The organism is Streptomyces sp. DH10, from assembly GCF_029813805.1.
Lineage (GTDB): Bacteria > Actinomycetota > Actinomycetes > Streptomycetales > Streptomycetaceae > Streptomyces > Streptomyces coeruleofuscus.
In genome coordinates, this window is the sequence record NZ_JARVKU010000016.1 from 1 (window position 1) to 22,509 (window position 22,509).

Here is a 22,509-nt window from a genome sequence, read left to right on the forward strand (position 1 = left end):
GGGGGGCGGGGGCGGCGGGGGGTGGGACGGGGCGCCCGGGGGCTGCTGGGGCGCCGGGGCGGTGCTCTGGCCCGCGACCATGGTGGGCAGATGGTTCAGCGGCGGCCCCTCGCCCGGGCGGCCCGGCGGGGGCGGACCCGGGGGTGCGGCGGGCACCGTCGCGGGGGCCGGGGCCGGCGCGGGGCTCGGGGACGATTCGTCGGCGGCGGGGGCGTGTTCGGGTGTCGGGCCGGGGCCGGGGCTCCCGCTCCCGTGGCTCTCGCCGGAACCGGAATCCTGCCGCTGGACAGGGAGGCCGGCGGCACCGGCCCGCTCCCCCGCGGCCTCACGCTCCCCCGCGGCCTCCCCTTCCGGGTCCTCCGCGTCCAGCAACCGCACCGCGTGCCGCCCGAGTTGGGCGACCAGGGCGCTCGGGAGCCAGGGGTCGAGGGCGCGGCCGTCGGCGACGGTGTCGTCCGCGCCGCTGCGTTCCAGGACGCGGTCGAGGGACGGGCGGGCGGCGGGGTCCTTGCGCAGGCAGTCGCGGACCAGGTCGGCGATGCCCTCGGGGACGCCCTCCAGGTCGGGTTCCTCCTGGGCGATGCGGAACATCAGGGCGTGCACGCCGCTGTTGGCGGTGCCGAAGGGCAGGGCGCCGGTGGCGGCGTAGGCGAGGACCGAGCCGAGGCAGAAGACGTCGCACGCCGGGGTGATGCGGTCGCCCCGCACCTGCTCGGGCGCCATGAAACCGGGCGATCCGACGAGCGCGCCGGTGCGGGTGAGTCCGCCGTCCGTCACGGTCTGGAGGGCCCGGGCGATACCGAAGTCGATGACGCGCGGGCCGTCGATGGTGACCAGGACGTTGGACGGCTTGAGGTCGCGGTGGACGATGCCCGCGGCGTGGATGTCCTTCAGCGCGTGCGCGAGCCCGGCCGCGAGGATGCGGACCGTCCGCTCGGGCAGGGCACCGTGGTCGTGTCCGACGACCTGCTGGAGACTGGGCCCGGCGACGTAACCGGTCGCCACCCACGGCACGGCCGCCTCGGTGTCCGCGTCCAGCACCGGCGCCGTCCAGTACCCGCCGACCCGCCGCGCGGCCCGCACCTCCTGCCGGAACCGCTCCCGGAACTCCTCCTGCGCGGCCAGTTCCTCGCGCACGAGTTTCACGGCGACCGTACGGCCCCGTTCCGAGCGGGCCAGATACACGTGCCCCATGCCGCCCGCCCCGAGCCGGGCCAACAACCGGTAGGCACCGATGCGCTGCGGATCCCCAGGTCCCAGCTTCTCCATCGCTCAGCCGCCTTCCCCCCACACGCGAGCAACAGACCGAGGATAGTGCGGGGTCCGGGCGGGGTGAGCCGAGCGAGCTCTACGGTTCCGTAACAGGCGCAGGCGGAGTGCCGGGCGGAGGTTCCGTGACGGGCAGCCCCTCCTGGTCGAGCACCTTCGACAGCCGTTCCAGCACCCGCACCGCCTCCGCCAGCTCCGCCTCCCCGAACGCCTCCGCCAGCCGGTCGGCGAACGCCGCGTGTCCGGGGCCGATACGGGCGATCGCCGCACGCCCCTCCCCGGTCGGCGCGAGGAGCTTGGCGCGGCGGTGCGCGGGGTTCGGCCGGTACTCGGCGAGCCCGCGCTCCACCAGCAGGTCGGCGATGCGCTGCACGCTCTGCCGTGTGATGCCCATGGAGCGGGCGATGCCGGAGACGGGCAGCGGCTCGCCGAGAACCGCGCCGAGCACCTGCCACCAGGCGGCCGTGAGTCCGGCGGGCCGGGCCAGTTCCTCCGCCACGGCGAGGAACTGGCCGTTCAGCCGGAACACCCCGAGGGCGCTGCGGCTGAACAGGTCCTGCCGCTCCCGGCTCATGCCGCCCCGGCCTTCTCCAGCACGGCGTACGCCGCCGCGTCGGAGTCGTGGAACAGCCGGTACCAGGCGTCGAGCACCTCGCCCTCGTACACCCCGAGCAGCCGGAAGATCTCCCGGGCGAAGGCGACGGGCTCGGTCGGGCCGGCGGTGACGAGGTTTCCGTCGGTGACGGCGTCGGTCTCGACGTAGCGCTCGCCGCCCGCGTAGCCGGTCGCGGCCAGGTAGAAGGAGACCGCGCTGGTGTGGGACCGGTCGTCGAGCAGGCCCTCCCGGGCGAGCCCGGCGGTGGCACCGCAGATCGCGGCGACCGGCACGCCGGCCTCCAGGAACGCCCGGGCCTTGCGGGCGAAGGGCGCCAGGTCGCCGGACCCCGCCGCGGTAGCGGCTGATGTCTCAGTCCAGAGGTCGGCGCCCGGGAGGATCAGCAGGGAGCTGTCCTCGGGCCGTACGTCGTCCAGGGCCGCACCGGGCTGGATGCGCAGTCCGCCGATGGTGGTGACCGGGTCGGTGGACGGGCCGACGGTCCGGATCTCGTATCCGGCGCGGGCGAGATGGGCCGTGGCGTGGCCCGTCTCCCAGTCGGCGAGGGTGTCGTAGACGGCGAGATGGACGGGCTTGCGGTCTGCGCTGGCGTTCATGGCTCCTCCTGGGACCCGAGCTCCAACCCGATGGGGTATGACAGCATCCTGACATTTAGACAGAGTGCTGTCAATGCGCGGAGCCCCGTCTGGACAACCTGTCGCGGAATGCCGCCGACGGCAGACAGGCCGCCGATTTCACCGCCCTGTCCCCCGCGCCTACCCTCGCCCGCATGACCCCTCAGCCGAACCCCGAAGCCGGTGCCGCCGTCAAGGCCGCCGACCGTGACCATGTGTTCCACTCCTGGTCCGCTCAGGAGCTCATCGACCCGCTCGCCGTCGCCGGGGCGGAGGGGTCGTACTTCTGGGACTACGACGGCCGGCGCTACCTCGACTTCTCCAGCGGGCTCGTCTACACGAACATCGGCTACCAGCACCCCAAGGTCGTCGCCGCGATCCAGGAGCAGGCGGCGAGGATGACGACCTTCGCGCCCGCGTTCGCGATCGAGGCCCGGTCGGAGGCGGCCCGGCTGATCGCCGAGCGGACACCGGGCGACCTGGACAAGATCTTCTTCACCAACGGCGGCGCCGACGCCGTCGAGCACGCGATCCGGATGGCCCGGCTGCACACGGGCCGCCCGAAGGTGCTCTCGGCGTACCGCTCGTACCACGGCGGTACGCAGCAGGCCGTGAACATCACCGGCGACCCGCGCCGCTGGGCCTCCGACAGCGGCACCGCCGGTGTCGTGCACTTCTGGGCGCCCTACCTCTACCGCTCCCGCTTCTACGCGGAGACCGAGGAGCAGGAGTGCGCGCGGGCGCTGGAGCACCTGGAGACCACGATCGCCTTCGAGGGGCCCTCGACCGTCGCGGCGATCATCCTGGAGACGATCCCCGGGACGGCCGGGATCATGGTCCCGCCGCCCGGCTATCTCGCCGGGGTGCGGGAGCTGTGCGACAAGTACGGGATCGTCTTCGTCCTGGACGAGGTCATGGCCGGGTTCGGGCGGACCGGTGAGTGGTTCGCGGCGGACCTGTTCGACGTGACGCCCGACCTGCTGACCTTCGCCAAGGGCGTGAACAGCGGGTATGTGCCGCTGGGCGGTGTGGCGATCTCCGGCGCGATCGCGGCGACGTTCGGGAAGCGGCCGTACCCCGGTGGTCTGACGTACTCCGGGCACCCGCTGGCGTGCGCCGCCGCCGTCGCGACGATCGACGTCATGGCGGAGGAGGGCGTCGTGGAGAACGCGGCCCGGCTGGGCGCGTCCGTCCTCGGGCCGGAGCTGCGGGAGCTGGCCGCGCGGCACCCGAGCGTGGGCGAGGTGCGCGGTGTCGGCATGTTCTGGGCGCTGGAGCTGGTCCGGAGCCGTGAGACGCGGGAGCCGCTGGTGCCCTACAACGCGGCCGGGGAGGCGAACGCGCCGATGGCCGCCTTCGCCGCCGCCGCGAAGGGCGGCGGGCTGTGGCCGTTCGTGAACATGAACCGGACGCACGTGGTGCCGCCCTGCAACATCACCGAGGCGGAACTCAAGGAGGGTCTCGCGGCCCTGGACGCGGCGCTCTCGGTGGCGGACGAGTACACGGAGTAAACAGCCGTCATCCGGCCAGTAGCCGACCACAACCCGTCAGTATCCGACCCTCTGGCCCCTCATTCGAACGCGTAAGGTGGCGTGCCCGTAGACATATACGTGCACGCCGACATATACGTGCACGCCACCCGAACGCGACGAGGGAGACGCCCTGACCATGCCCCGCAGCTCCGGCAACGGCGCCGTGACGCGCAGCACCCTGAGGCAGCAGATCGCCGACGCGCTCCGTGACGAGGTGCTGGCGGGGCGGCTCCAGCCGGGGCAGGAGTTCACGGTCAAGGAGATCGCCGAGCAGTACGGGGTGTCCGCCACGCCGGTCCGCGAGGCGCTGGTCGACCTCTCAGCGCAGGGGCTCCTCGACGCCGACCAGCACCGCGGCTTCCGCGTCCACGAGTACTCGGTCGAGGACTTCCGCGGCATGATCGAGGCGCGCGGCTTGGTCATCGAGGGGATGTTCCTCGCGCTGACCGAGGGGCACCCCGGCGCCGTGCGGCCCGACGATCCCCGGGCCGCCCCCGTCGTCGCCGGGGTCCGCAGGCGCGGCGAGGAGGCGCAGCGGGCCGCCGCCGCCGGTGATCTCACCGTCCTCATCGGCTACGACCTGCGTTTCTGGCGCGAGCTCGGCGCCTGTTTCGGCAACCCTTACCTCGCCGACTTCCTGAACCGGCTGCGGCTTCAGACCTGGGTGTGCGCGGTGCAGTACCTGCGCCGGCTCCCCGACCTGCGCGGCGAGCTGTGGGCCGGGCATACCGAGCTGGTCGACGCCCTGATCGCCCGCGACAACGAAACCGCCCGGTCGATCATCGCCGGCTACAACGCCCACTCCGTCGCCCTGATCGAGCGCCTCGCCTCGGGATGACCTGCGTCGCATCTGTCCGTGTGGGTATGGGACATGCACGGCGGGATCCGCTTTCCGTGCCGCACCGATACCCTTCCCTGACCACCGTGCCACCTGACCCACCGAGCTGAGCGAGGAGCCTTCTTTGGCCTGTGACCTGTGGCTGGTACCGCTCGTCGACGTGTTGTGCCACACGCCGGACAACCCGTTCGCCGAGGAACTCGCGCAATACAACAAGGTGCTCGCCGAGGCGGGGCTGCCGCCGGTGCCGGTGTACCAGTACATGCCGGGCCTGTCGGGCGACGTCGCCCCGGTGGCGGGCTTCGACTACGACGCGCTGCACTTCCTGCGCCGCGCCTATCTGCTCCAGGTGTGCGGCCTGCCGGTGACGCCAGTGGACGAACTCGGCGGCGACTACGAGCAGTTGCTGGAGATGTTCGAGTCGACGGCCCAGCAGTCGCACCTCGTCTGGCACTACGACCACGCGGGTGCGTACGTCCCCGTCGACTTCCCCAGCCCGCTCGCCGACGACGAGCTCCTCGCGGGCGGCGGTCCGCTGGGCTCCTCGCACGCCCTGCTGCGGGAGCTGGAGGTGGTCGCCCCCGTCATCGGGATCGACCCGGCCAACCCGCCGGCCGCGCCGCAACCGCCGCTCGTGCCCACGGAACTGGAGGAACCCGCCGTCCCGGCCCCCTACGATCCGAGCCCGTTCGCCCGGGAACGCCACGTCTGGCTGGGCCTGCACGCGGCCGTGACGCGGAGTCTGGCCCAGGGGTCGATGATCGTGTTCAGCTGACCTACTTCAGCTGGGACAGGCCCTTCTGCAGGTCCTCGAGGTTCATCACCGGCGTGTAGTCCACCTTCGCGCCGAAGACCTGGAAGAGCTGCTCGGTGAGCGGTGGCAGCTGTGCGGATTCCTGCATGTCGAAGACCAGGAACATGGTGCGGACCCCGTTGTCGGGGCCGAAGTAGGAGACCTCCGGCTTGAACCCCTCCATGATCTCCTGCATCACCTGCGGCATCCTGCCGCTGCGGATGACCTCGTTCGCCTTCTCCGTGTCCATATGAGCCTGCAGCAGCACGCGCATGCCACTCACCTTCTTCCAGTCGCCGTTGAGCTGTACGAGCTCACGCTATGGGCGATATGCGCACTTTGCCCGCCCAGTACTCCAGCGGGGGCAACGTGAAGCGCCCCGGCGGTCGCTCGACCACCGGGGCGCCATGCCTGTGCGTCCTACAGGAACGAGTTGATCTGAATCGTCTCGTCCCGGCCCGGGCCCACGCCGATCGCGGAGATCGGGGCGCCGGACATCTCCTCCAGCGCCTTGACGTAGCTCTGGGCGTTCTTCGGAAGGTCGGAGAAGGACTTGGCCTTGCTGAGGTCCTCGCTCCAGCCCGGCAGCATCTCGTAGACGGGCTTCGCGTGGTGGAAGTCGGTCTGGGAGTACGGGAGCTCCTCGACCCGCTTGCCGTCGATCTCGTACGCCACGCAGACCGGGATCTGCTCCCAGCCGGTGAGGACGTCGAGCTTGGTGAGGAAGAAGTCGGTCAGGCCGTTCACGCGGGTCGCGTAGCGGGCGATGACCGCGTCGAACCAGCCGCAGCGGCGGTCACGGCCGGTGGTGACCCCGCGCTCGCCGCCGATACGGCGCAGCGCCTCGCCGTCCTCGTCGAAGAGCTCCGTCGGGAACGGGCCCGCGCCGACACGGGTGGTGTAGGCCTTGAGGATGCCGATGACGCGGCTGATCTTCGTCGGGCCGACGCCCGCGCCCGTGCAGGCGCCACCCGCGGTCGGGTTCGAGGAGGTGACGAAGGGATACGTGCCGTGGTCGATGTCGAGGAGCGTGCCCTGGCCGCCCTCGAACAGGACGACCTTGTCCTCCTCCAGCGCCTGGTTGATGACCAGGACGGTGTCGGCGACGTACGGCGCGAGCTTGTCGGCGTAGCCCAGCAGCTCCTCGACGGCCTGGTCGACGGCCATCGCGCGCCGGTTGTAGAGCTTGGTGAGGATCTGGTTCTTGACGTCGAGGGCCGCCTCGACCTTCTGCGTGAGGATCGACTCGTCGTACAGGTCCTGCACGCGGATGCCGACACGGTTGATCTTGTCGGCGTAGGTCGGGCCGATGCCGCGCCCGGTCGTGCCGATCTTCCGCTTGCCGAGGAAACGCTCCGTCACCTTGTCGACCGTGACGTTGTACGGCGTGATGATGTGCGCGTTACCGCTGAGGAGGAGCTTGGAGGTGTCGACACCACGCTCGTTCAGACCGCTCAGCTCGGAGAGCAGGACCGACGGGTCGACGACGACACCGTTACCGATGACCGGCGTGCAGCCGGGGGACAGGATTCCGGAAGGGAGGAGGTGCAGTGCGTACTTCTGGTCTCCGACGACCACCGTGTGGCCGGCGTTGTTGCCGCCCTGGTAGCGCACTACATAGTCCACGGATCCACCGAGCAGGTCGGTGGCCTTTCCCTTGCCTTCGTCACCCCACTGAGCACCGAGCAGCACAAGTGCGGGCACGCGCGTACACCCCTTCCGGGTGGGGCATGTCCATGGTCGAGGGCGAACGCGGAGGTATGAAGCCGCGTACACCGCGACCGCCGTTGGCCGCCAACCGTCGGACCGGATGCCCCGGAATAGACGAAGCCCCTGGCGCAATAGCGCAAGGGGCTCTTGCACAAAGATGCTACCCGAGGAAGCGAGGCATGGCCGAGGTGGTGACTTCCGCGACATCCGAGCAGCTGCTGGTGGTCATCGACCCGGTCGCCCGCCGGTCCGACGGCGAGTCCGTACGGATCGCGAAAGACGTGCTCCGAGCGGGTGCGGCCGTGAAGCTGTGCCTGCCGGAGGGGCCGGAGGAGTTCGCCCGGGCGCTGGCCCGGCGGGGCTCCCGGCGCCCGGTCGTGATCGGCGACGACCGGGCCCTGATCCGCGCGGTGTCGCTCCTGCACCGGCATCGGGAGCTGACCGGATGCGCGCTGTCGGTGGTACCGGTCGGGAGCGTGCTGTCTCTCGCCCGGTCGCTGGGGGTGCCGACGGGGACGGTGGCGGCGGCCCGGGCGGTGCTCGACGGGGTCGAGCGGCGGATGGACCTGATGGTCGACGACAGCGACGGGGTGGTGCTCGGCGCGCTGCGGATACCGCCGTTGCAGGCCGGCACGGAGGCGCCGGACCCCGAAGCCGTGCCGGGCCGCCCCTGGCTGCGGACCTGCCAGTCCCTGGTGCGCACCCTGGTCCCGGCCGCCCGCCCGTCCCGGCTCGCCTCCGCTCCCGAGCCCGGCCCGTCCCGGCTGCGCGTCGAGGTCGACGGCGAAACGCTCGTCGATCTGAACCAGCCGGTCGAGGCGGTGTCGGTGTCGCCCTCGGCCTCCGGCGTGGCCGCGGTGGAGGTCCGCCCGGTGTCGGTGGGCGCCGAGGCCTCACCCCTGCTCGCGGAGGGCCGGACGGTGACGGTGTCGGGTGCCCACTTCCGCTACCGGGCGGACACGGTGGTGTCGGGGCCGGTACGGACCCGGACGTGGGTGGTCCGGGAGGGGGCCTGGGGGCTGACGGTGCCGGCGGCGCCGTGAACCGTACCCGCCCATCATTCCTGGCCGAACGTCTTCTCCCGGTGCACGCGCCAGCGTTCCATCAGCTCCGCGAGTTCCCTCTCCAGGAACTCGAAGAAGGCGAGCGTCTCGGACATGCGGCGGCCGGCCGGGGTGTCGGCGCCGAGGCTGGTGACACCCTCGCGCAGGGCCGCCTCCCAGCGCTTGAGGATTGCGTCGCGGTTGGTCAGGGCCTCGAACCACTGGTCGCCGCGCACCCGGTAGCGCTCACGGCGGGAGCCCGGCTCGCGTTCGCGCGAGACCATGTGCGCCTGGGCCAGATAGCGCACCGCCCCGGAGACCGCCGCGGGGCTGACGCGCAGTTGCTCTCCCAGTCCGGCGGAGGTCATCGAGCCCTCGTCGGAGGAGAGGATCGCGGCGAAGACCCGGGCGGGCATCCGCGGCATCCCGGCTTCGACCAGGTGCGCCGCGAAGGACTCCACGAACCTCGACACTGCCTCCGCGTTCCGCGCGTTCCCGGCTGATCCCGTCATGTGGGGCATCCTATTCGGGATTCATACGCTTCCTTAACTTCACAAATTTCTGAACTCTCCGTACCTTCTGAAGCATGATGAAGGCCATCACCGTCTCCGGACTGCACAAGTCCTTCGGGCGGACCCACGCGCTGGACGGGCTCGACCTCGACGTCGCCTCCGGCGAGGTCCACGGCTTCCTCGGCCCCAACGGCTCGGGCAAGTCCACGACCATCCGGGTCCTGCTCGGCCTGCTGCGCGCCGACTCCGGTTCCGCACAGGTCCTCGGCCACGACCCCTGGACGGACGCCGTGGAGGTGCACCGCCGTATCGCCTACGTCCCCGGGGACGTGACGCTGTGGCGCAACCTCTCCGGCGGCGAGGTCATCGACCTGTACGGCAGGCTGCGCGGAGGGCTCGACCCCCGGCGCCGCGCGGAGCTCATCGAGCGGTTCGAACTCGACCCCACCAAGAAGGGCCGCACCTACTCCAAGGGCAACCGGCAGAAGGTCGCCCTGGTCGCCGCCTTCGCCTCCGACGTCGACCTGCTGATCCTGGACGAGCCGACCTCGGGCCTGGACCCGCTGATGGAGGAGGTCTTCCAGCGCTGTGTGGCGGAAGAGCGCGACCGGGGCCGCACGATCCTGCTCTCCTCCCACATCCTGAGCGAGGTCGAGGAGCTGTGCGACCGGGTGAGCATCATCCGCAAGGGCCGCACGGTCGAAAGCGGTTCGCTCGCCGACCTGCGCCACCTGACCCGCACCAGTGTCGTCGCCGAACTCGCGGGTCCGCCCGACGGGCTGGCGGACCTGCCCGGCGTCCACGACCTCGACGTGCAGGGGCGCCGGGTCCGGCTCCAGGTCGACACCGACGGGCTGGACGCCGTCCTGCGGTCCCTGAGCGAGTCGGGCGTACGGTCGCTGACCTCGACGCCGCCCACGCTGGAGGAGCTGTTCCTGCGCCACTACCAGGAGGAGGCGGCCCGATGACGGCCTTCGCGGTGCGGCCCGGCAGCTCACAACAGCTGGCCGGGACCGGCACGCTGCTGCGGTTCGCCCTGCGCCGGGACCGGCTGATGATCCCGGTGTGGATCGCGGTGAACGCCCTGATGGTCCTGTCCATGCCGAACACCCTGGAGGGCCTCTACGGCACCCCGGCCGAACGCGCCGACCTGATCCGGCAGATGGAGACCAACTCCTCGCTGCGCGCGATGGTCGGCCCGGTCTTCGGCGACTCGCTGGGCGCGCTGACGGCCTGGCGGGCCGGCGTCTACGCGGGCGCCCTGGCCGCCGTGATGAGCCTGCTGGTCGTCGTACGGCACACCCGGGACGAGGAGGAGAGCGGCCGTCAGGAGCTGGTGGCCTCCGGCATGGTGGGCCGCCGAGCCTCCCTGACGGCGGCCCTGCTGGCGGCGGCGGTCGCGAACGGGGTGCTGGCGCTGCTGCTGGCGGCCGGCCTGTCCGGCCAGGGCACGACCGGGGCGCTGGCCCTGGGCCTCGGCATCGCCGGAGTCGGGATGGTCTTCGCCACGATGGCGGCGATCGTCGCCCAGCTGACGGAGAGCGCGCGGCTGGCGCGTGGCCTGACGGCGGCGGTGCTGGGCGCCGCGTTCGTGCTGCGCGCGGCGGGCGACTCGGCGACGGACGACGGTTCGTCGGTGCTGACGTGGGTGTCGCCGCTCGGCTGGCTGGAGAATTTGCGCCCGTACGCGGAGGAACGCTGGTGGGTGCTGGCGCTGCTCGCCGGTGCGGCCCTCGTCCAGGGCGCGGTGGCGTACGGGCTGGCCGGCCGGCGTGATCTGGGCATGAGCTTCCTGCCCACCCGGCCGGGCCCGGCGACCGGGCGCCTGGGCAGCGCGGGGGCGCTGGCCTGGCGGTTGCAGCGGGGTGGCGTCCTGGGCTGGAGCATCGGTTTCCTCCTGGCCGGGGTCGTCTACGGCGGCATGACCGAGGGCGCGGCCGACCTGGTCGGCGACAACGACAACGCCCGGCGGATCTTCGAGCGGATGGGCGGCCGGTCCGGGCTGACGGACGCGTTCCTGGCGTCGATGACCGGCATGCTCGGACTGGTCGCGGCGCTGTACATCGTGGCGTCGGTGCTCCGCCTCAACGGCGAGGAGACCTCCGGCCGGGCGGAACCGGTCCTGGCGAACGCGGTCGGGCGCCTGCGCTGGGCGGCGGGCCACCTGGTGATCGCCTTCGGCGGCTCGGCGCTCATCATGCTCCTGGCCGGCCTCGGCCTGGCCGCCGGCTACGGCAAGGAGACCGGTCCGATCGTGGCGGCGTGCCTGGTGCAGCTGCCGGCGATCTGGGTGATCGGCGGCCTCGCCGTCCTGCTGCACGGCCTGCTGCCCCGGGCGGCAGCGGCGGCCTGGGGCGTGGCCGGGGCGGTCCTGCTGATCGGCTGGGTCGGCCCCGCGCTCGACGTACCGCAGGCGGTGCTGGACCTGTCGCCGTTCGGGCATCTGCCGAAGCTGCCGGGAGGATCCATGGAGTGGGGGCCGGTGGTGGTGCTGACCGGGCTGGCAGTGGTGCTGGTGGCCGGGGGGCTGGCGGGGTTGCGGAGGCGGGACATGACCACGTGATCGGTCGACGTACTGCTCGACAAGCCACCTGCACCGGTCACCCCACCTCGACGGCCAGCCCCTCCAGCCCCCTGATCACGAAGTTCGGCTTCCGCTCGGGCTCGGCGGCCAGTCGCAGCGTCGGTGCCCTCTCCAGCAGCGCCCCCATAGACGCCGCCAGTTCGATGCGGGCCAGGGGTGCGCCGATGCAGTAGTGGATGCCGGCGCTGAAGGAGATGTGGGGGTTGTCCTGGCGGGTCAGGTCGAGGGCGGACGGATTCTCGAACACCGCCGGGTCATGGTTGGCGGAGCCGAAGAGCATGGCGATCTCCGCGCCGCGGGGGATCGTCGTGCCGGCGACCTCGATCTCGTCCAGGACCCAGCGCTCGAACAGCTGGAGCGGGGTGTCGTAGCGCATCAGCTCCTCCACGGCGGAGGGGATGAGTGTGTGGTCCGCGCGCAGCAGCTCAAGCTGGGACGGGTTGCGGAACAGGGCGTACCAGCCGTTGACCGTGGAGTTCACCGTGGCCTCGTGGCCGGCGTTCAGGAGGAGGACACAGGTGGAGATCATCTCCTGTTCGGTGAGGCGGTCGCCCTCGTCGTGGGCCGCGATCAGGCCCGAGACGAGGTCCTCGCCCGGCTCCTTGCGGCGGGCCGCGATCAGTTCGCGCAGGTAGTCGGAGAACTCCACCGACGCCCTGACCGCCCTCGCCGCCGTCTCCTCGGACGGGTTCAGCTCGTACATCCCGCAGATGTCCGCCGACCAGGGGCGCAGCGGGGCCCGGTCGGACTCCGGGATGCCCAGCATCTCGGCGATCACCGCCACCGGGAGAGGCTCGGCGACGTCCTTCAGCAGGTCGCCGCCGCCCGCCTCGGCCAGGGCCGAGGCGAGCTCGTCCGCCAGGCCCCGCACGTACGGCTTCAGCCGCTCCACCGTGCGTGGCGTGAACGCCTTCGACACCAGGCGCCGGATCCGGGTGTGGTCCGGCGGCTCCAGGTCGAGCATTCCGTGGTCGTTGAGCGTGTGGAACGGCTCCTGCTCCGGCGGGGGCGCCGTGCGGCCGAACTCCTCATGCGTGAACCGGTGCTGGTACGTCCGGCCCAGGCGCCGGTCCCGCAGCAGCGCCGAGACGTCCGCGTGGTGCGGTACGAGCCACTGGTTCGTGGGCTCGAAGTAGTGCACGCGGCCCCCGGCACGCAGCTCGGCGTAGGCGGGGTACGGGTCGGCGAGGAACGCCGGGTCCCACGGGTCGAACGCGAGGTCAAAAGCAGCTGCCATGGACGGACGCTAGCTCCACACCCCCCTGTCTGACCAGGGGTGTTCGCGACGGACCCCCCGGTTAGCCGGGCGTCACCAGCCGCGCCTCGTACGCGAACACCGCCGCCTGCGTCCGGTCCCTGAGCCCCAGCTTCACCAGGATCCGGCTGACGTGCGTCTTGATCGTCGACTCGGCGACCACCAGCCGCTCGGCGATCTCCGCGTTCGACAGGCCCTGCGCGATGAGGACCAGCACCTCCGTCTCCCGGTCGGTCAGGTCGCCGTACGCCGCCTGCGCCGAGGGCATGAGGCGGGGGGTCTCGGAGAGCTTGGAGAACTCGGTGATCAGGCGCCTGGTCACCGAGGGGGCCAGGAGGGCCTCACCGGCGGCCACGACCCGCACGCCGTCGGCGAGCTGGCGGGCCGAGGCGTCCTTGAGGAGGAACCCGGAGGCTCCCGCGCGCAGCGCCTGGTAGACGTACTCGTCGAGGTCGAAGGTGGTGAGCACCAGCACCTTCGCCGCGCCGTCGGCGGCGACGATCTCGCGGGTCGCCTCGATGCCGTTCAGCTCGGGCATGCGGATGTCCATCAGCACGATGTCCGGGGCGAGCTCGCGGACCTTCGCGACGGCCTCCCGGCCGTTCACCGCCTCGCCGACGACCTCGATGTCCGGCATCGCGTTCAGCAGGACCGAGAAGCCCTCGCGCACCATCATCTGGTCGTCCGCGATCAGCACGCGAATGGTCATGCGTCGTCCTCGTCCGGCAGGGCGACCGGCAGGAACACCGCCACCTCATAGCCTCCGTCGTCCGTCTGGCCCGCCGTCATCTCGCCGTTCAGCATCGTCACGCGCTCCCGCATGCCCGTGATGCCGTGCCCGGCGCCCGGCGAGGGCTTGATCAGGCCGGGGTTCGGCGGCGGGCCGTTGACTATGCGCAGGCCCAGGCCGCCGAGAACGTACCCGATCTCGACGCGGGCACTCGCACCGGGCGCGTGCCGCAGGGTGTTGCTCAGGGCCTCCTGCACGATCCGGTACGCCGACAGCTCCACGCCCTGCGGCAGCTCGCGGACCGCGCCGGTCACCACCTTCTCGACACCCAGTCCGGCCTCCCGCACATTGGCCAGCAGCCCTTCCAGGTCGGCGAGCGTGGGCTGCGGGGCGTCCGGGGCCTCGTAGTCCTCGGCGCGGACGACGCCCAGGACGCGGCGCAGCTCGGTCAGGGCCGCCACCGCGTTCTCCCGGATGGTGGCGAAGGCCTTCTCCAGCTCCGGCGGCGGGTTCTCCACCCGGTAGGGCGCGGCCTCCGCCTGGATGGCGACCACCGACATGTGGTGGGCGACCACGTCGTGCAGCTCGCGGGCGATCGTCGTGCGTTCCTCCAGCAGGGTGCGGCGGGAGCGCTCGTGCGCGGTGACCGTCTGCTGGGCGGTGACCTCCTGCTCCGCGTGGCGGCGGATGTGCCAGACGGTGACGGCGAGGAGGACGAACGCGGAGACGACCAGCATGGGGCCGGTGTTGGTGCCGTAACGGCCCGCCGTGCCGAAGAGCGTCTCCGCGAGGATGCCGTAGGCCGCGGTCAGCGCCCACATCCAGGCGGCCGTGCGCGGCCTGGTGCGTATGGCCACGATCGTCAGCACCGTCAGGTGACAGGCGAAGCTGCCCGGCAGCCAGGGCCAGTCGCCCCAGTCGTCGCCGAACGGGAGAGCCAGGGGGGTGGCCGCCATGGACACCCAGAACGCGCCGACCGGCCGGACCAGGGTCAGCAGGACCGGGGCCGCGGCGAGCAGGCCCAGCACCAGGGCCATGCCCTGGTCGACCGTGGCGATGGACAGGGCGATCAGGGCGGCCGCGCAGATCACGGCGTGCGTCGTCCAGGCCGCGAGCTCTCGCAGACGGCCGGGCAGCCTCCTGGTCAGGGGGCCGTCGACGCGCATGCGCGGCAGCTGGCGGTAGGCGAACGCGTCGTGGATGAGGTCCTGCCGCAGCCCGCGCAGGGCGTCCACGGCCAGCCGGTACTCCGGGCTGCGTGGCTTGGCCCCGCCCCCCGGTGGCACGGTCTGCGAGTGAGTCGTCTCGGTCACGTACAGAACGGTATGCGCACCCCGGGGCCCGGTCGTCCCCAGTGAGAGGGGTTCCACAGCGTCCCTCTCAGGTACTACGGAGCCCCCGGGGCCCGGCCTCAGTACCCCGACGGACGGACCAGCCCCGACTCGTAGGCGAACACCGCCGCCTGCGTCCGGTCTCTCAGACCGAGCTTCACCAGGATCCGGCCCACGTGGGTCTTCACCGTCTGCTCGGCGACGAAGAGGTGCTTGGAGATCTCCGCGTTCGACAGGCCCTGCGCGATCAGGGCGAGCACCTCCGTCTCGCGCTCGGTCAGGTCGCCGATCCGTTCCTTGAGCGGGGCGCGGGGCCGGTCGTCCAGCCGGGAGAACTCGGCGATCAGCTTGCGGGTGATGACCGGGGCGAGCAGCGCGTCGCCGGCCGCGATCACCCGGACCGCCTCGGCGAGCTGCTCCGACGAGGCGTCCTTCAGCAGGAACCCGGAGGCTCCGGCGCGCAGCGCGTCGTACACGTACTCGTCGAGGTCGAAGGTGGTGAGCACCAGCACCCTGATGTCCGGGTTGGCGGTCGTGATGCGCTCGGTGGCCTCGATGCCGCCGATCCCGGGCATGCGGATGTCCATGAGGACGACGTCCGGGGCGGTCTCGGCGGCCTTCGCGACACCGCCCTCTCCGTCCTTCGCGTCGCCGACGACCTCTATGTCGGGCTGGGTGCCGAGCAGCACGGTGAAGCCCTGCCGGACCATCGCCTGGTCGTCGACGATGAGAACCCGGATGGGTCGGCCGGAGCTGCTCGTCATGAAGTCCCTCCCCGGGGATCGGTGGCGTTTTCGGTGGAGCGGGCGGTGGCCGGGGCGTCGGCGGGCGGGACGTCCGGGAGGAACGCGGTGACCTTGAAGCCGTCCCAGTGCCAGGGGTGCGCCGTCATGGTGCCGCCGAGCATCGCGACCCGCTCCCGCATGCCGAGCAGCCCGTGTCCCGCTCCCGTCGAGGGCGGCGCGGGCCCGGTCGGCCGGCCGTTGACGACCTCCACCTCCAGCCCGTCCGGCTGATACGTGAGACGGACCGTGGCTCTGGCGCCGGGCGCGTGCCGCAGGACGTTGCTCAGCGCCTCCTGCACGATCCGGTACGCGGACAGCTCCACGCCGGGCGGCAGTGGCCGCCGCTCGCCGTTGATCTCGGTGATGACCTCGCGGCCGGCGGCCCGGGTGTTCTCCACCAGCGCGTCGAGCCGGTCGAGGGTGGGCTGCGGGGCATGGCCGGCGATGTCGCCGTCCGGGCCGGCGGGCTCCCCCGGCCCGGGGTGCTCCGAGCGCAGCACGCCCAGCACGCGGCGCAGCTCGGTCAGCGCCTCCAGGGCGTTCTGCCGGATGCCGGCGAGGTTCTCCTTGAGCTCGTCGGGCGGGTTCTCCACCAGGTGCGGGGCGACCTGCGCCTGGATGGAGATGACCGACATGTGGTGGGCCACGACGTCGTGCAGCTCCCGGGCTATGCGGCTGCGCTCCTCCAGCAGCGTGCGCCGGGTGCGCTCCTCGGCGGTGAGCGTGGTCTGCTCGACGAGTTGCGCGCGGGCCTCGCGGCGGCCGCGCAGGGCGGTGCCGACGACCACGACGACGGCGAACAGGGTGACCGCGAGCACCCCGGTGGACGAATAGCCGCCCGCGCCCAGCAGCCCTTGGACGACGTAGGTGAGGAGCGCGGTCAGCGCGAGCGCCTCGACGGACACCCGGGTCCGCACCCGCAGGGCGAGCAGCAGCAGCACCGCCATGTGTCCGATGATCCCCGCCGACGTCCAGGGCCAGGTGAAGTCGGAAGCGCCACCGGCCAGCAACTGGCGGCGCACCTCGAGAGCGCACAGCAGCATGGCCGCCGTCGAGAGCCACCACGCCGGGATGGGCCGCCACAGCGCGAGCACCATGGCACTGCCCTGCGCCAGTCCGAGCGGGAAGGCGATCTGCGTACCCACCCCGCCGTTGTCGACGAGCTGCCCCACCGCGCCGACGATGACACCGAACGCGACCAGGCACACCAGCCCGTGCGGCAGCCAGCGCAGCCAGGTGGAGGGCGGCATCGGATCCGCCCGGGCGGTCCACAGGTCCTCGCGCAGCACCCGCAGCCAGCCCTCGACGCGCGCCCGCAGCGCGCGGCCCACCCCCGTGTCCGTCACGCGCCCCAGCCTAGACATGGCGCGCCTTCGCCGCTGTGCCCCGGTCGGACGGACGGTGCGCCCGCACCACCCGCGACCTGCGGCCCCGGCCGCCCGCGCCCTGCTCGAAGGACCGGAAGGCGGCCCAGCAGACCGCGAGGACCAGGGCGAACACGGGCAGCCAGAGCAGCCGGGCCCCGACCCAGCCGAGGCTGTCGGGCACCGTGTGCAGGCCGGGGAGGTGCCCGACGAGGAGGCCGGTGGCCGTCGTGGCCATCAGGGCCGTCTGGTGCCACAGGAAGACGGTCATCGCGGAGAGGTTGACGAGGGCCACCGCCGCCCACGCCACGGGCCGGCGCATCGCCCGCCGCAGCCGCTCGCGCAGCAGCAGGGCGAGACCGCACTGGGCCAGCCCGAAGGTGACGACGGCCAGCGTCGGCGGGTCCAGGTTGGACATGCCCTCGCCCGGGACGCCGACCATCGACGCCGGATAGCCCGCCCACACGACGAGCCCCGCGGTCACCACGGCACCGCCAACGAGCAGGATCCAGCCCGCGTGGCGGCGCTCCAGCTCGCCCCGGGTCCAGGCCGCGCCCAGCGTGTAGGGCACCAGCCAGCCCGCCGCCACGTTCACCCAGCCCAGCCAGGAGGGGCCGCCGAGGCCGAAGCGCAGCAGATCCACATGGAGTACGACGGCCAGCGGCCACAGAGGGTTGAGCCGGGTCAGCAGCGGGGTCGCCGCCGTCAGGCCCGCGAACACCACCAGGAACCACAGCGGGGACAGCGCCAGCTTCACCAGCGTCCGGACCGTCCCGAACTCCGCGCCCGACAGCAGCAGGGCGAGCGCGGCGATCGTCCACAGGGTGAGGACGGCGGCGACCGGTGCGAACAGCCGGGTCAGCCGGGCCGTCAGCCAGTGGCGGTACGGGATGCCACGGGCCCGGGACGAGGCCAGGCTGCGGGTCGCGACATGCCCGCCGACCAGGAAGAACACGGCGAGCGTCTGGAACATCCAGGAGACGGGCGTCAGCCAGGGCATGTGCTGGAGGGGACTCGCCGTGCGCAGGGTGCCGCTGTCGGCGACCAGGGCCGTGACCAGCCAGTGCCCGAGGACGACACCGAGGACCGCGGCGGCGCGCAGGGCGTCCACGGCCCGGTCGCGGCCGGCCGGGGTGGCGGCGCCGACCCGTTCGGCGCCGCGGCGCACCGCATGCCGGACACCTCGTACGCCGAGTCCTCCGAGTACTCCGACGTCAGTCATGCGTCACCGCCTTGGTCTCGCCCAGGACGATCCGGGCCAGGTTGGTCAGGGAGGTCGAGCCGGGCCTGAAGTAGTCGCTGTGGCCGCCGTCGCCGGCCGCGAAGACCCGGGCGCCGAAGGCCGGGGAGACGGGGTCGGTGCCGAAGCCGACGGTGGTGCCGAACAGGTCCGCGCTGAGGTGCGGGATGTTCTCCACCCAGTCGTCGCCACCGCGGGCCGCCCAGACGCGGGCGCGGGTGTGCAGGGCGGCAGCGGAGTCGGCGCCGGTGCCGGGGCTGCCGACCAGTGCGATGTCGTCGACGGCGAGCCCGGCGGCGGCACGGCCGCAGACGACCGAGCCGTACGAGTGGCACAGCAGCGAGATGCGCGGTCCGCCGCCCGCTGGGGCGTGTCCCGAAAGTCCCGTCGCCCGCCCGGAGGGCGGGCCCTGGCGTCGCGGGGCAGGCGGGACTTTGCGGACACGCCCCAGGGCACGCAGGTCGGTGACGAGCGCGCGCAGCCGCGGGGCCGCCTGCTCCGCCCTGCCGGTCGTCGTGACCGTCGCGCTGACCGTGCCCGGCGTCTCGTAGCCCAGCCAGGCCACGACCGCCGTGCGCGTGCCCGCGGGGGCCTGCCGGACGAGCTGCCCGTACAGGGCGGTGGCGGCCGCGTGGAACCGGCCGTAGGTGTCGAGGCTGGTGTCGGAGCCGGGGACCAGGACGGCGATGCGGTCGGCGCGGGCGAGGTCGCCCAGGACCTCCGTCAGGCGGCCGGAGCCGCGGCCGTCGAACCCGAGGAGACGCCGGGCCGGGGCGGCCAGCGCACGGTCCGTCGCGGCACGGTCCCGGTCCTGGTGGGCGGCGGCCATCCGGGCCGCTTCGGCGGCGTTGGCACGGTTGGCCGCGTACGCCTCGTCGAGTGTCGAAACGCTGAGGGGTGCGAGGGAGGCGGGGGCCGGCGCGGGGATCTCCGGGCGCCCGGCCGCGGAGAGAGGGAACACCACCGCGCCGGTGATGAGAACGGCGAGCGCGGCTCGACGCCATCGGCCGCCGCGGTGCCGACCGCCGTCCTCACGGCGGTACTTCGCTGCGAACCCCATGGTCGTCCCCCTCCGGCGCACCCGGCCATCGGGTCCGCACGGAAGGGAAGTTACGGATCAGGACTCGTCGTTCGCGTCACACCGGGGAGCTCACCTGCGGCCTGGCTCTCAGGTACTACGGGTATGACCTAAGGGGGAGGCCCGCTCACCACGCCAGTTGGGCGATCTCCTCCACCACCACGGCACACGCGTCCGCCGCCGGGTCGATGAGCGGGAAGTGCCCCACGTCCTCCAGCAGCGTCACTCCCACCATCTCCCCGGCCTTCGCCGCCGCGTCCGCGTACGACTCGGCGACCACCTGCGGCACGTCGAGGTCCGTGCGGCCCTGGACGAGGGTGGTGGCGATGCCGGTGGGCAGCAGCAGCGCCGGGTCCGCGTACGGCTGCCGCTCGGCGAAGTGCTCGTCCTCGCCCAGGAGTTGCCGTACCGCACCGCCGCACACGTCCAGCTTGTCGGCGACCGCGAGGTCCGCGATCGGCGCGAGGGCGACCACACCGCGCAGAGCCGCCGGGCTGTCGGCGCGCCAGGGCGAGCCGGCCGGCAGGACGTGCCGGGCAGCGGCCCACAGGGCGAGGTGCCCGCCCGCCGAGTGCCCGGTGAGGACCGTACGGCGCGGGTCGGCCTGCGGCAGCAGTTCCCGGACGAGCGCCGGAAGGGCGTCCAGCGCGGCCGCGACGTCGTCGAAGGTGTCGGGCCAGCGGCCCGCGACGGCGTCGTCGTCACCACCGCGCCGGTACTCGGCACTGGCCACGGCGAACCCGCGGCGGGCGAGGAAGTCCGCGAACGGGCTGATGTGACGCCGGTCGTAGGGCGCCCGCCAGGCACCGCCGTGCAGCACGAGGACGACCGGGGCTGGCCCGCCTGGGCCGCCCTGCCGGCGCGGGGCGTAGAAGTCGATCACCTGGTCGGGGTGGTCGCCGTAGGCGGCGGTGGCGTCGGGGGCGACGGGCGCGTGGGAGAACGCCGACTTCTCCTCGGCGGCGGCCCGTGCTGCTGCGACGTCGTCCGTCATGCTCCAACCTCTCAGCGATCAAACGTATTTGGCGGATCAGGTGGGGATCCGGCCGTTGGCCGGGACGGTATCAGGCAGGTGACGTGGACGGACACGCGGATGTCACGCTGGGTGAAGGCCGAACGGCCCCCGCGGCGGCAGGGGCCGTTCGGCCCGGGAGCTCACCCCAGCGTCCGAGCCAGCACCCGCGCCGCCCGCTCCACGTCGGCGAAGCCCACGTACAGCGGTGTGAAGCCGAAGCGCAGCACGTCCGGCGCCCGGAAGTCGCCGACCACACCCCGCTCGACGAGCCGTTTCATCACGTCACCGGCGTCGTCGCAGCGCAAGGCGATCTGGCTGCCCCGCTCCGCGTGCGGCACCGGCGTCAGGCACTCGACCCTGCCCTCGGGCACATACGCGGCCACGCACTCCAGGAAGAAGTCCGTCAGCGCGAGCGACTTGGCTCGCACCGCCTCGACCGGCACCCCGTCCCACACCTCCAGGGCCGCCTCCAGGGCGAGCATGGAGAGGATGTCCGGTGTGCCGACCCGGCCGCGCAGGGCGCCCGGGGCCGGCTCGTAACCGCTCCGCATGCCGAACGGCTCGGCGTGGGAGTTCCAGCCGGGCAGCGGGGAGTCGAAGCGGTCCTGGAGCTCCCGGCGCACGTACAGGTACGCCGGTGAACCCGGCCCGCCGTTCAGGTACTTGTAGGTGCAGCCGACCGCGAGATCCACGCCGTGCCCGTCCAGCCCCACCGGCAGCGCGCCCGCGCTGTGGCACAGGTCCCACACGGCGTACGCGCCCGCCCCGTGCACGGCGGCCGTCAGCGCCGGCAGGTCGTGCAGCCGGCCGGTGCGGTAGTCGACGTGGTTGAGGAGGACGGCGGCGGTACGGTCGCCCAGCGCGCCCGGCACGTCCGCCGGTGTCACCGGCCGCAGCGTGCAGCCGGTCATCCGGGCGGCGGACTCGGCGATGTACCCGTCGGTGGGGAAGGTCGTGGCGTCGACGAGGATCTCGTCCCGGCCTTCCCCGGCCAGCCGCACCGCACCCACAAGTGCCTTGAAGACGTTGACACTGGTCGAGTCGCCCACCACGATCTGCCCGGGCGCCGCCCCGACCAGCGGGCCGATCCGGTCACCGATCCGCTCGGGCGCGGTCCACCAGCCGCTCTCCTCCCAGGACCGGATGCGCAGCTCGCCCCACTGGCGGCGTACGACGTCCTCGATCCGCCCGGGGACGGCGGCCGGCAGCGCGCCGAGCGAGTTGCCGTCGAGGTAGGTCACGTCATCGAGGACGAACGCCTCCCGCTTGCCGCGCAGGTCGTCGGCGGCGTCCAGCTTCTCCGCGCGCATCTCCAGCTCAGACATGGGACCGCGCCGTCCACAGCTCGGGGAACACCTGCTTCTGCGCCCGCTTCTCCAGCCAGGCCACTCCGGCGGAGCCGCCCGTGCCGGTCTTGGCGCCCATCGCGCGCCGGGTTGCGACGAGGTGGTCGTTGCGCCAGCGCCACACCAGCTCGGCGACATCGCTCAACGCCTCGCCGAGCCGGGCGAGCTCGTCGCTCTCGTCACCCGAGTAGACGGCCGTCCAGGCGGCCTCCACCGCCGGGGACGGCTCGTAGCGCTGCGACACGTCACGCCCCAGCACGGCCTGCGGGATGTCGTACCCGCGCCGCGCGAGCAGCCGCACCACCTCGTCGTACAGGCTCGGCTCGTGCAGCGCCTTCTCCAGCTCGGCGTGCACGCGCGGCGCGCCCCGGTGCGGGACCAGCATGGACGCGGACTTGTCGCCGAGCAGGAACTCCATCCGCCGGTACATCGCCGACTGGAACCCGGAGCCCTCGCCGAGGGCGGACCGGTACGAGTTGAACTGGGCCGGCGTGAGCTGGCCGAGCGGCTTCCAGGACGCGTTGAGCGCCTCCAGCTCGCGTACGGACCTCTTCAGCGCGGCGGTCGCGGTGGGTACGTCGTCGCCGCGCAGCGCGTGTGCCGCCGTCTCCCACTCGTGGACGATGACGGTGAACCACAGCTCCATCACCTGGGTCGTGACCAGGAAGACCATCTCTCCGGGGTCGTCGGAGAGGGTGTGCTGGAGGTGGGTGAGGACGTCCGCCCTGACGTAGTCCTCGTACGGCGTCGTGCCGTGGAAATCGAGATGCGGGGTCTCGGGCTCGTGAGCCTCGTGGGACATCGCTGTCTCCTGCTGTGTAACTCCGGGTAGCGGTCCGCCCCTGCCGATGCCG

General features: G+C 72.6%; 22 protein-coding genes. 6 read left to right on the forward strand and 16 right to left on the reverse strand.

Features of this window, described 5'->3' with window-relative positions; genetic code table 11:
• From QC385_RS28650 to QC385_RS28660, 3 genes are all read right to left on the reverse strand, one after another.
• Positions 1–1,269, reverse strand: a 1,269-nt coding sequence (locus QC385_RS28650; protein WP_279544287.1) for a serine/threonine-protein kinase, incomplete at its 3' end; no start/stop codon positions are given.
• Positions 1,270–1,348: 79 nt separating this feature from the next.
• The gene (locus QC385_RS28655; protein ID WP_279544288.1) at positions 1,349–1,843 is read right to left on the reverse strand and encodes a MarR family winged helix-turn-helix transcriptional regulator; all 495 of its coding nucleotides are present in this window, start codon (positions 1,841–1,843) and stop codon (positions 1,349–1,351) included.
• Positions 1,840–2,481, reverse strand: coding sequence for a type 1 glutamine amidotransferase family protein (locus tag QC385_RS28660; protein WP_279544289.1), 642 nt, complete (start codon positions 2,479–2,481; stop codon positions 1,840–1,842). Before QC385_RS28660 ends, QC385_RS28655 begins: the two co-directional genes overlap by 4 nt.
• A gap of 173 nt (positions 2,482–2,654) precedes the next feature.
• On the opposite strand from QC385_RS28660, the gene QC385_RS28665 reads away from it, so the two are divergent.
• The 3 genes from QC385_RS28665 (at position 2,655) to QC385_RS28675 (ending at position 5,644) form a co-directional block, all read left to right on the forward strand.
• Complete coding sequence (locus QC385_RS28665; protein ID WP_279544290.1) at positions 2,655–4,010, forward strand: aspartate aminotransferase family protein; 1,356 nt, start codon at positions 2,655–2,657, stop codon at positions 4,008–4,010.
• Positions 4,011–4,167: 157 nt separating this feature from the next.
• Positions 4,168–4,869 carry a GntR family transcriptional regulator gene (locus QC385_RS28670; RefSeq protein WP_279544291.1) on the forward strand — a complete coding sequence of 234 codons (702 nt, stop codon included), beginning with the start codon at positions 4,168–4,170 and terminating at the stop codon, positions 4,867–4,869.
• Positions 4,870–4,993: 124 nt separating this feature from the next.
• Positions 4,994–5,644 (forward strand): hypothetical protein, encoded by a 651-nt coding sequence (locus QC385_RS28675; protein ID WP_086604371.1) that lies wholly within the window; start codon positions 4,994–4,996, stop codon positions 5,642–5,644.
• Between the two features lies 1 nt (position 5,645).
• On the opposite strand, the gene QC385_RS28680 is transcribed toward QC385_RS28675, so the two are convergent.
• Positions 5,646–5,936 carry a DUF3303 family protein gene (locus QC385_RS28680; protein ID WP_279544292.1) on the reverse strand — a complete coding sequence of 97 codons (291 nt, stop codon included), beginning with the start codon at positions 5,934–5,936 and terminating at the stop codon, positions 5,646–5,648.
• Positions 5,937–6,082: 146 nt separating this feature from the next.
• On the reverse strand, positions 6,083–7,366 hold the full coding sequence (locus QC385_RS28685) for an adenylosuccinate synthase (protein WP_279544293.1): 1,284 nt from the start codon (positions 7,364–7,366) through the stop codon (positions 6,083–6,085).
• Positions 7,367–7,551: 185 nt separating this feature from the next.
• Here QC385_RS28685 and QC385_RS28690 point away from each other — a divergent pair, with 185 nt between their 5' ends.
• Positions 7,552–8,415: a diacylglycerol kinase family protein gene (locus QC385_RS28690; RefSeq protein WP_279544294.1), complete on the forward strand. Its 864-nt coding sequence runs from the start codon at positions 7,552–7,554 to the stop codon at positions 8,413–8,415.
• A gap of 14 nt (positions 8,416–8,429) precedes the next feature.
• Here the strand turns inward: QC385_RS28690 and QC385_RS28695 are convergent, their stop codons facing one another.
• The gene (locus tag QC385_RS28695) at positions 8,430–8,927 is read right to left on the reverse strand and encodes a GbsR/MarR family transcriptional regulator (protein ID WP_279544295.1); all 498 of its coding nucleotides are present in this window, start codon (positions 8,925–8,927) and stop codon (positions 8,430–8,432) included.
• A 74-nt stretch (positions 8,928–9,001) separates the two neighbouring features.
• Between QC385_RS28695 and QC385_RS28700 the strand changes: the two genes are divergently transcribed.
• Both QC385_RS28700 and QC385_RS28705 read left to right on the forward strand, forming a co-directional pair.
• Positions 9,002–9,895 carry an ABC transporter ATP-binding protein gene (locus QC385_RS28700; protein WP_279544296.1) on the forward strand — a complete coding sequence of 298 codons (894 nt, stop codon included), beginning with the start codon at positions 9,002–9,004 and terminating at the stop codon, positions 9,893–9,895.
• On the forward strand, positions 9,892–11,490 hold the full coding sequence (locus QC385_RS28705; protein ID WP_279544297.1) for an ABC transporter permease: 1,599 nt from the start codon (positions 9,892–9,894) through the stop codon (positions 11,488–11,490). The genes QC385_RS28700 and QC385_RS28705 overlap by 4 nt, the downstream gene beginning before the upstream one ends.
• A 37-nt stretch (positions 11,491–11,527) precedes the next feature.
• On the opposite strand, the gene QC385_RS28710 is transcribed toward QC385_RS28705, so the two are convergent.
• The 10 genes from QC385_RS28710 to QC385_RS28755 form a co-directional block, all read right to left on the reverse strand.
• A complete protein-coding gene (locus tag QC385_RS28710) occupies positions 11,528–12,748 on the reverse strand; it encodes a cytochrome P450 (protein ID WP_279544298.1) in 1,221 nt (406 codons plus the stop codon).
• A 61-nt stretch (positions 12,749–12,809) separates the two neighbouring features.
• Positions 12,810–13,475: a response regulator gene (locus tag QC385_RS28715; protein ID WP_086850233.1), complete on the reverse strand. Its 666-nt coding sequence runs from the start codon at positions 13,473–13,475 to the stop codon at positions 12,810–12,812.
• Entirely contained in the window at positions 13,472–14,809 is a 1,338-nt protein-coding gene (locus QC385_RS28720) for a sensor histidine kinase (RefSeq protein WP_279544299.1), read from the reverse strand. Before QC385_RS28720 ends, QC385_RS28715 begins: the two co-directional genes overlap by 4 nt.
• 98 nt (positions 14,810–14,907) lie before the next feature.
• A complete protein-coding gene (locus QC385_RS28725; RefSeq protein WP_059416415.1) occupies positions 14,908–15,591 on the reverse strand; it encodes a response regulator in 684 nt (227 codons plus the stop codon).
• Positions 15,588–16,976 (reverse strand): sensor histidine kinase, encoded by a 1,389-nt coding sequence (locus tag QC385_RS28730; protein ID WP_279544300.1) that lies wholly within the window; start codon positions 16,974–16,976, stop codon positions 15,588–15,590. The genes QC385_RS28725 and QC385_RS28730 overlap by 4 nt, the downstream gene beginning before the upstream one ends.
• On the reverse strand, positions 16,969–18,198 hold the full coding sequence (locus QC385_RS28735) for an acyltransferase family protein (RefSeq protein ID WP_279544301.1): 1,230 nt from the start codon (positions 18,196–18,198) through the stop codon (positions 16,969–16,971). Before QC385_RS28735 ends, QC385_RS28730 begins: the two co-directional genes overlap by 8 nt.
• Positions 18,191–19,276, reverse strand: a complete 1,086-nt coding sequence (locus QC385_RS28740; protein WP_279544302.1) for an alpha/beta hydrolase — start codon at positions 19,274–19,276, stop codon at positions 18,191–18,193. The genes QC385_RS28735 and QC385_RS28740 overlap by 8 nt, the downstream gene beginning before the upstream one ends.
• Before the next feature lie 145 nt (positions 19,277–19,421).
• The gene (locus tag QC385_RS28745; protein ID WP_279544303.1) at positions 19,422–20,288 is read right to left on the reverse strand and encodes an alpha/beta hydrolase; all 867 of its coding nucleotides are present in this window, start codon (positions 20,286–20,288) and stop codon (positions 19,422–19,424) included.
• Between the two features lie 161 nt (positions 20,289–20,449).
• Entirely contained in the window at positions 20,450–21,634 is a 1,185-nt protein-coding gene (gene kynU, locus QC385_RS28750; protein ID WP_279544304.1) for a kynureninase, read from the reverse strand.
• Positions 21,627–22,457, reverse strand: a complete 831-nt coding sequence (locus tag QC385_RS28755; RefSeq protein ID WP_279544305.1) for a tryptophan 2,3-dioxygenase family protein — start codon at positions 22,455–22,457, stop codon at positions 21,627–21,629. The genes kynU and QC385_RS28755 overlap by 8 nt, the downstream gene beginning before the upstream one ends.
• Positions 22,458–22,509 lie beyond the last annotated feature (52 nt).

Bases quoted from the DNA above. Each gene is read 5' to 3' on its own strand.
- QC385_RS28680 (WP_279544292.1), bottom strand. From the start codon at position 5,936: ATGCGCGTGCTGCTGCAGGCTCATATGGACACGGAGAAGGCGAACGAG.
- kynU (WP_279544304.1), bottom strand. From the start codon at position 21,634: ATGTCTGAGCTGGAGATGCGCGCGGAGAAGCTGGACGCCGCCGACGAC.
- QC385_RS28730 (WP_279544300.1), bottom strand. From the start codon at position 16,976: ATGTCTAGGCTGGGGCGCGTGACGGACACGGGGGTGGGCCGCGCGCTG.
- QC385_RS28740 (WP_279544302.1), bottom strand. From the start codon at position 19,276: ATGGGGTTCGCAGCGAAGTACCGCCGTGAGGACGGCGGTCGGCACCGC.
- QC385_RS28710 (WP_279544298.1), bottom strand. From the start codon at position 12,748: ATGGCAGCTGCTTTTGACCTCGCGTTCGACCCGTGGGACCCGGCGTTC.
- QC385_RS28655 (WP_279544288.1), bottom strand. From the start codon at position 1,843: ATGAGCCGGGAGCGGCAGGACCTGTTCAGCCGCAGCGCCCTCGGGGTG.
- QC385_RS28735 (WP_279544301.1), bottom strand. From the start codon at position 18,198: ATGACTGACGTCGGAGTACTCGGAGGACTCGGCGTACGAGGTGTCCGG.
- QC385_RS28660 (WP_279544289.1), bottom strand. From the start codon at position 2,481: ATGAACGCCAGCGCAGACCGCAAGCCCGTCCATCTCGCCGTCTACGAC.
- QC385_RS28725 (WP_059416415.1), bottom strand. From the start codon at position 15,591: ATGACGAGCAGCTCCGGCCGACCCATCCGGGTTCTCATCGTCGACGAC.
- QC385_RS28690 (WP_279544294.1), top strand. From the start codon at position 7,552: ATGGCCGAGGTGGTGACTTCCGCGACATCCGAGCAGCTGCTGGTGGTC.
- QC385_RS28700 (WP_279544296.1), top strand. From the start codon at position 9,002: ATGATGAAGGCCATCACCGTCTCCGGACTGCACAAGTCCTTCGGGCGG.
- QC385_RS28755 (WP_279544305.1), bottom strand. From the start codon at position 22,457: ATGTCCCACGAGGCTCACGAGCCCGAGACCCCGCATCTCGATTTCCAC.
- QC385_RS28715 (WP_086850233.1), bottom strand. From the start codon at position 13,475: ATGACCATTCGCGTGCTGATCGCGGACGACCAGATGATGGTGCGCGAG.
- QC385_RS28745 (WP_279544303.1), bottom strand. From the start codon at position 20,288: ATGACGGACGACGTCGCAGCAGCACGGGCCGCCGCCGAGGAGAAGTCG.
- QC385_RS28705 (WP_279544297.1), top strand. From the start codon at position 9,892: ATGACGGCCTTCGCGGTGCGGCCCGGCAGCTCACAACAGCTGGCCGGG.
- QC385_RS28695 (WP_279544295.1), bottom strand. From the start codon at position 8,927: ATGACGGGATCAGCCGGGAACGCGCGGAACGCGGAGGCAGTGTCGAGG.
- QC385_RS28670 (WP_279544291.1), top strand. From the start codon at position 4,168: ATGCCCCGCAGCTCCGGCAACGGCGCCGTGACGCGCAGCACCCTGAGG.
- QC385_RS28665 (WP_279544290.1), top strand. From the start codon at position 2,655: ATGACCCCTCAGCCGAACCCCGAAGCCGGTGCCGCCGTCAAGGCCGCC.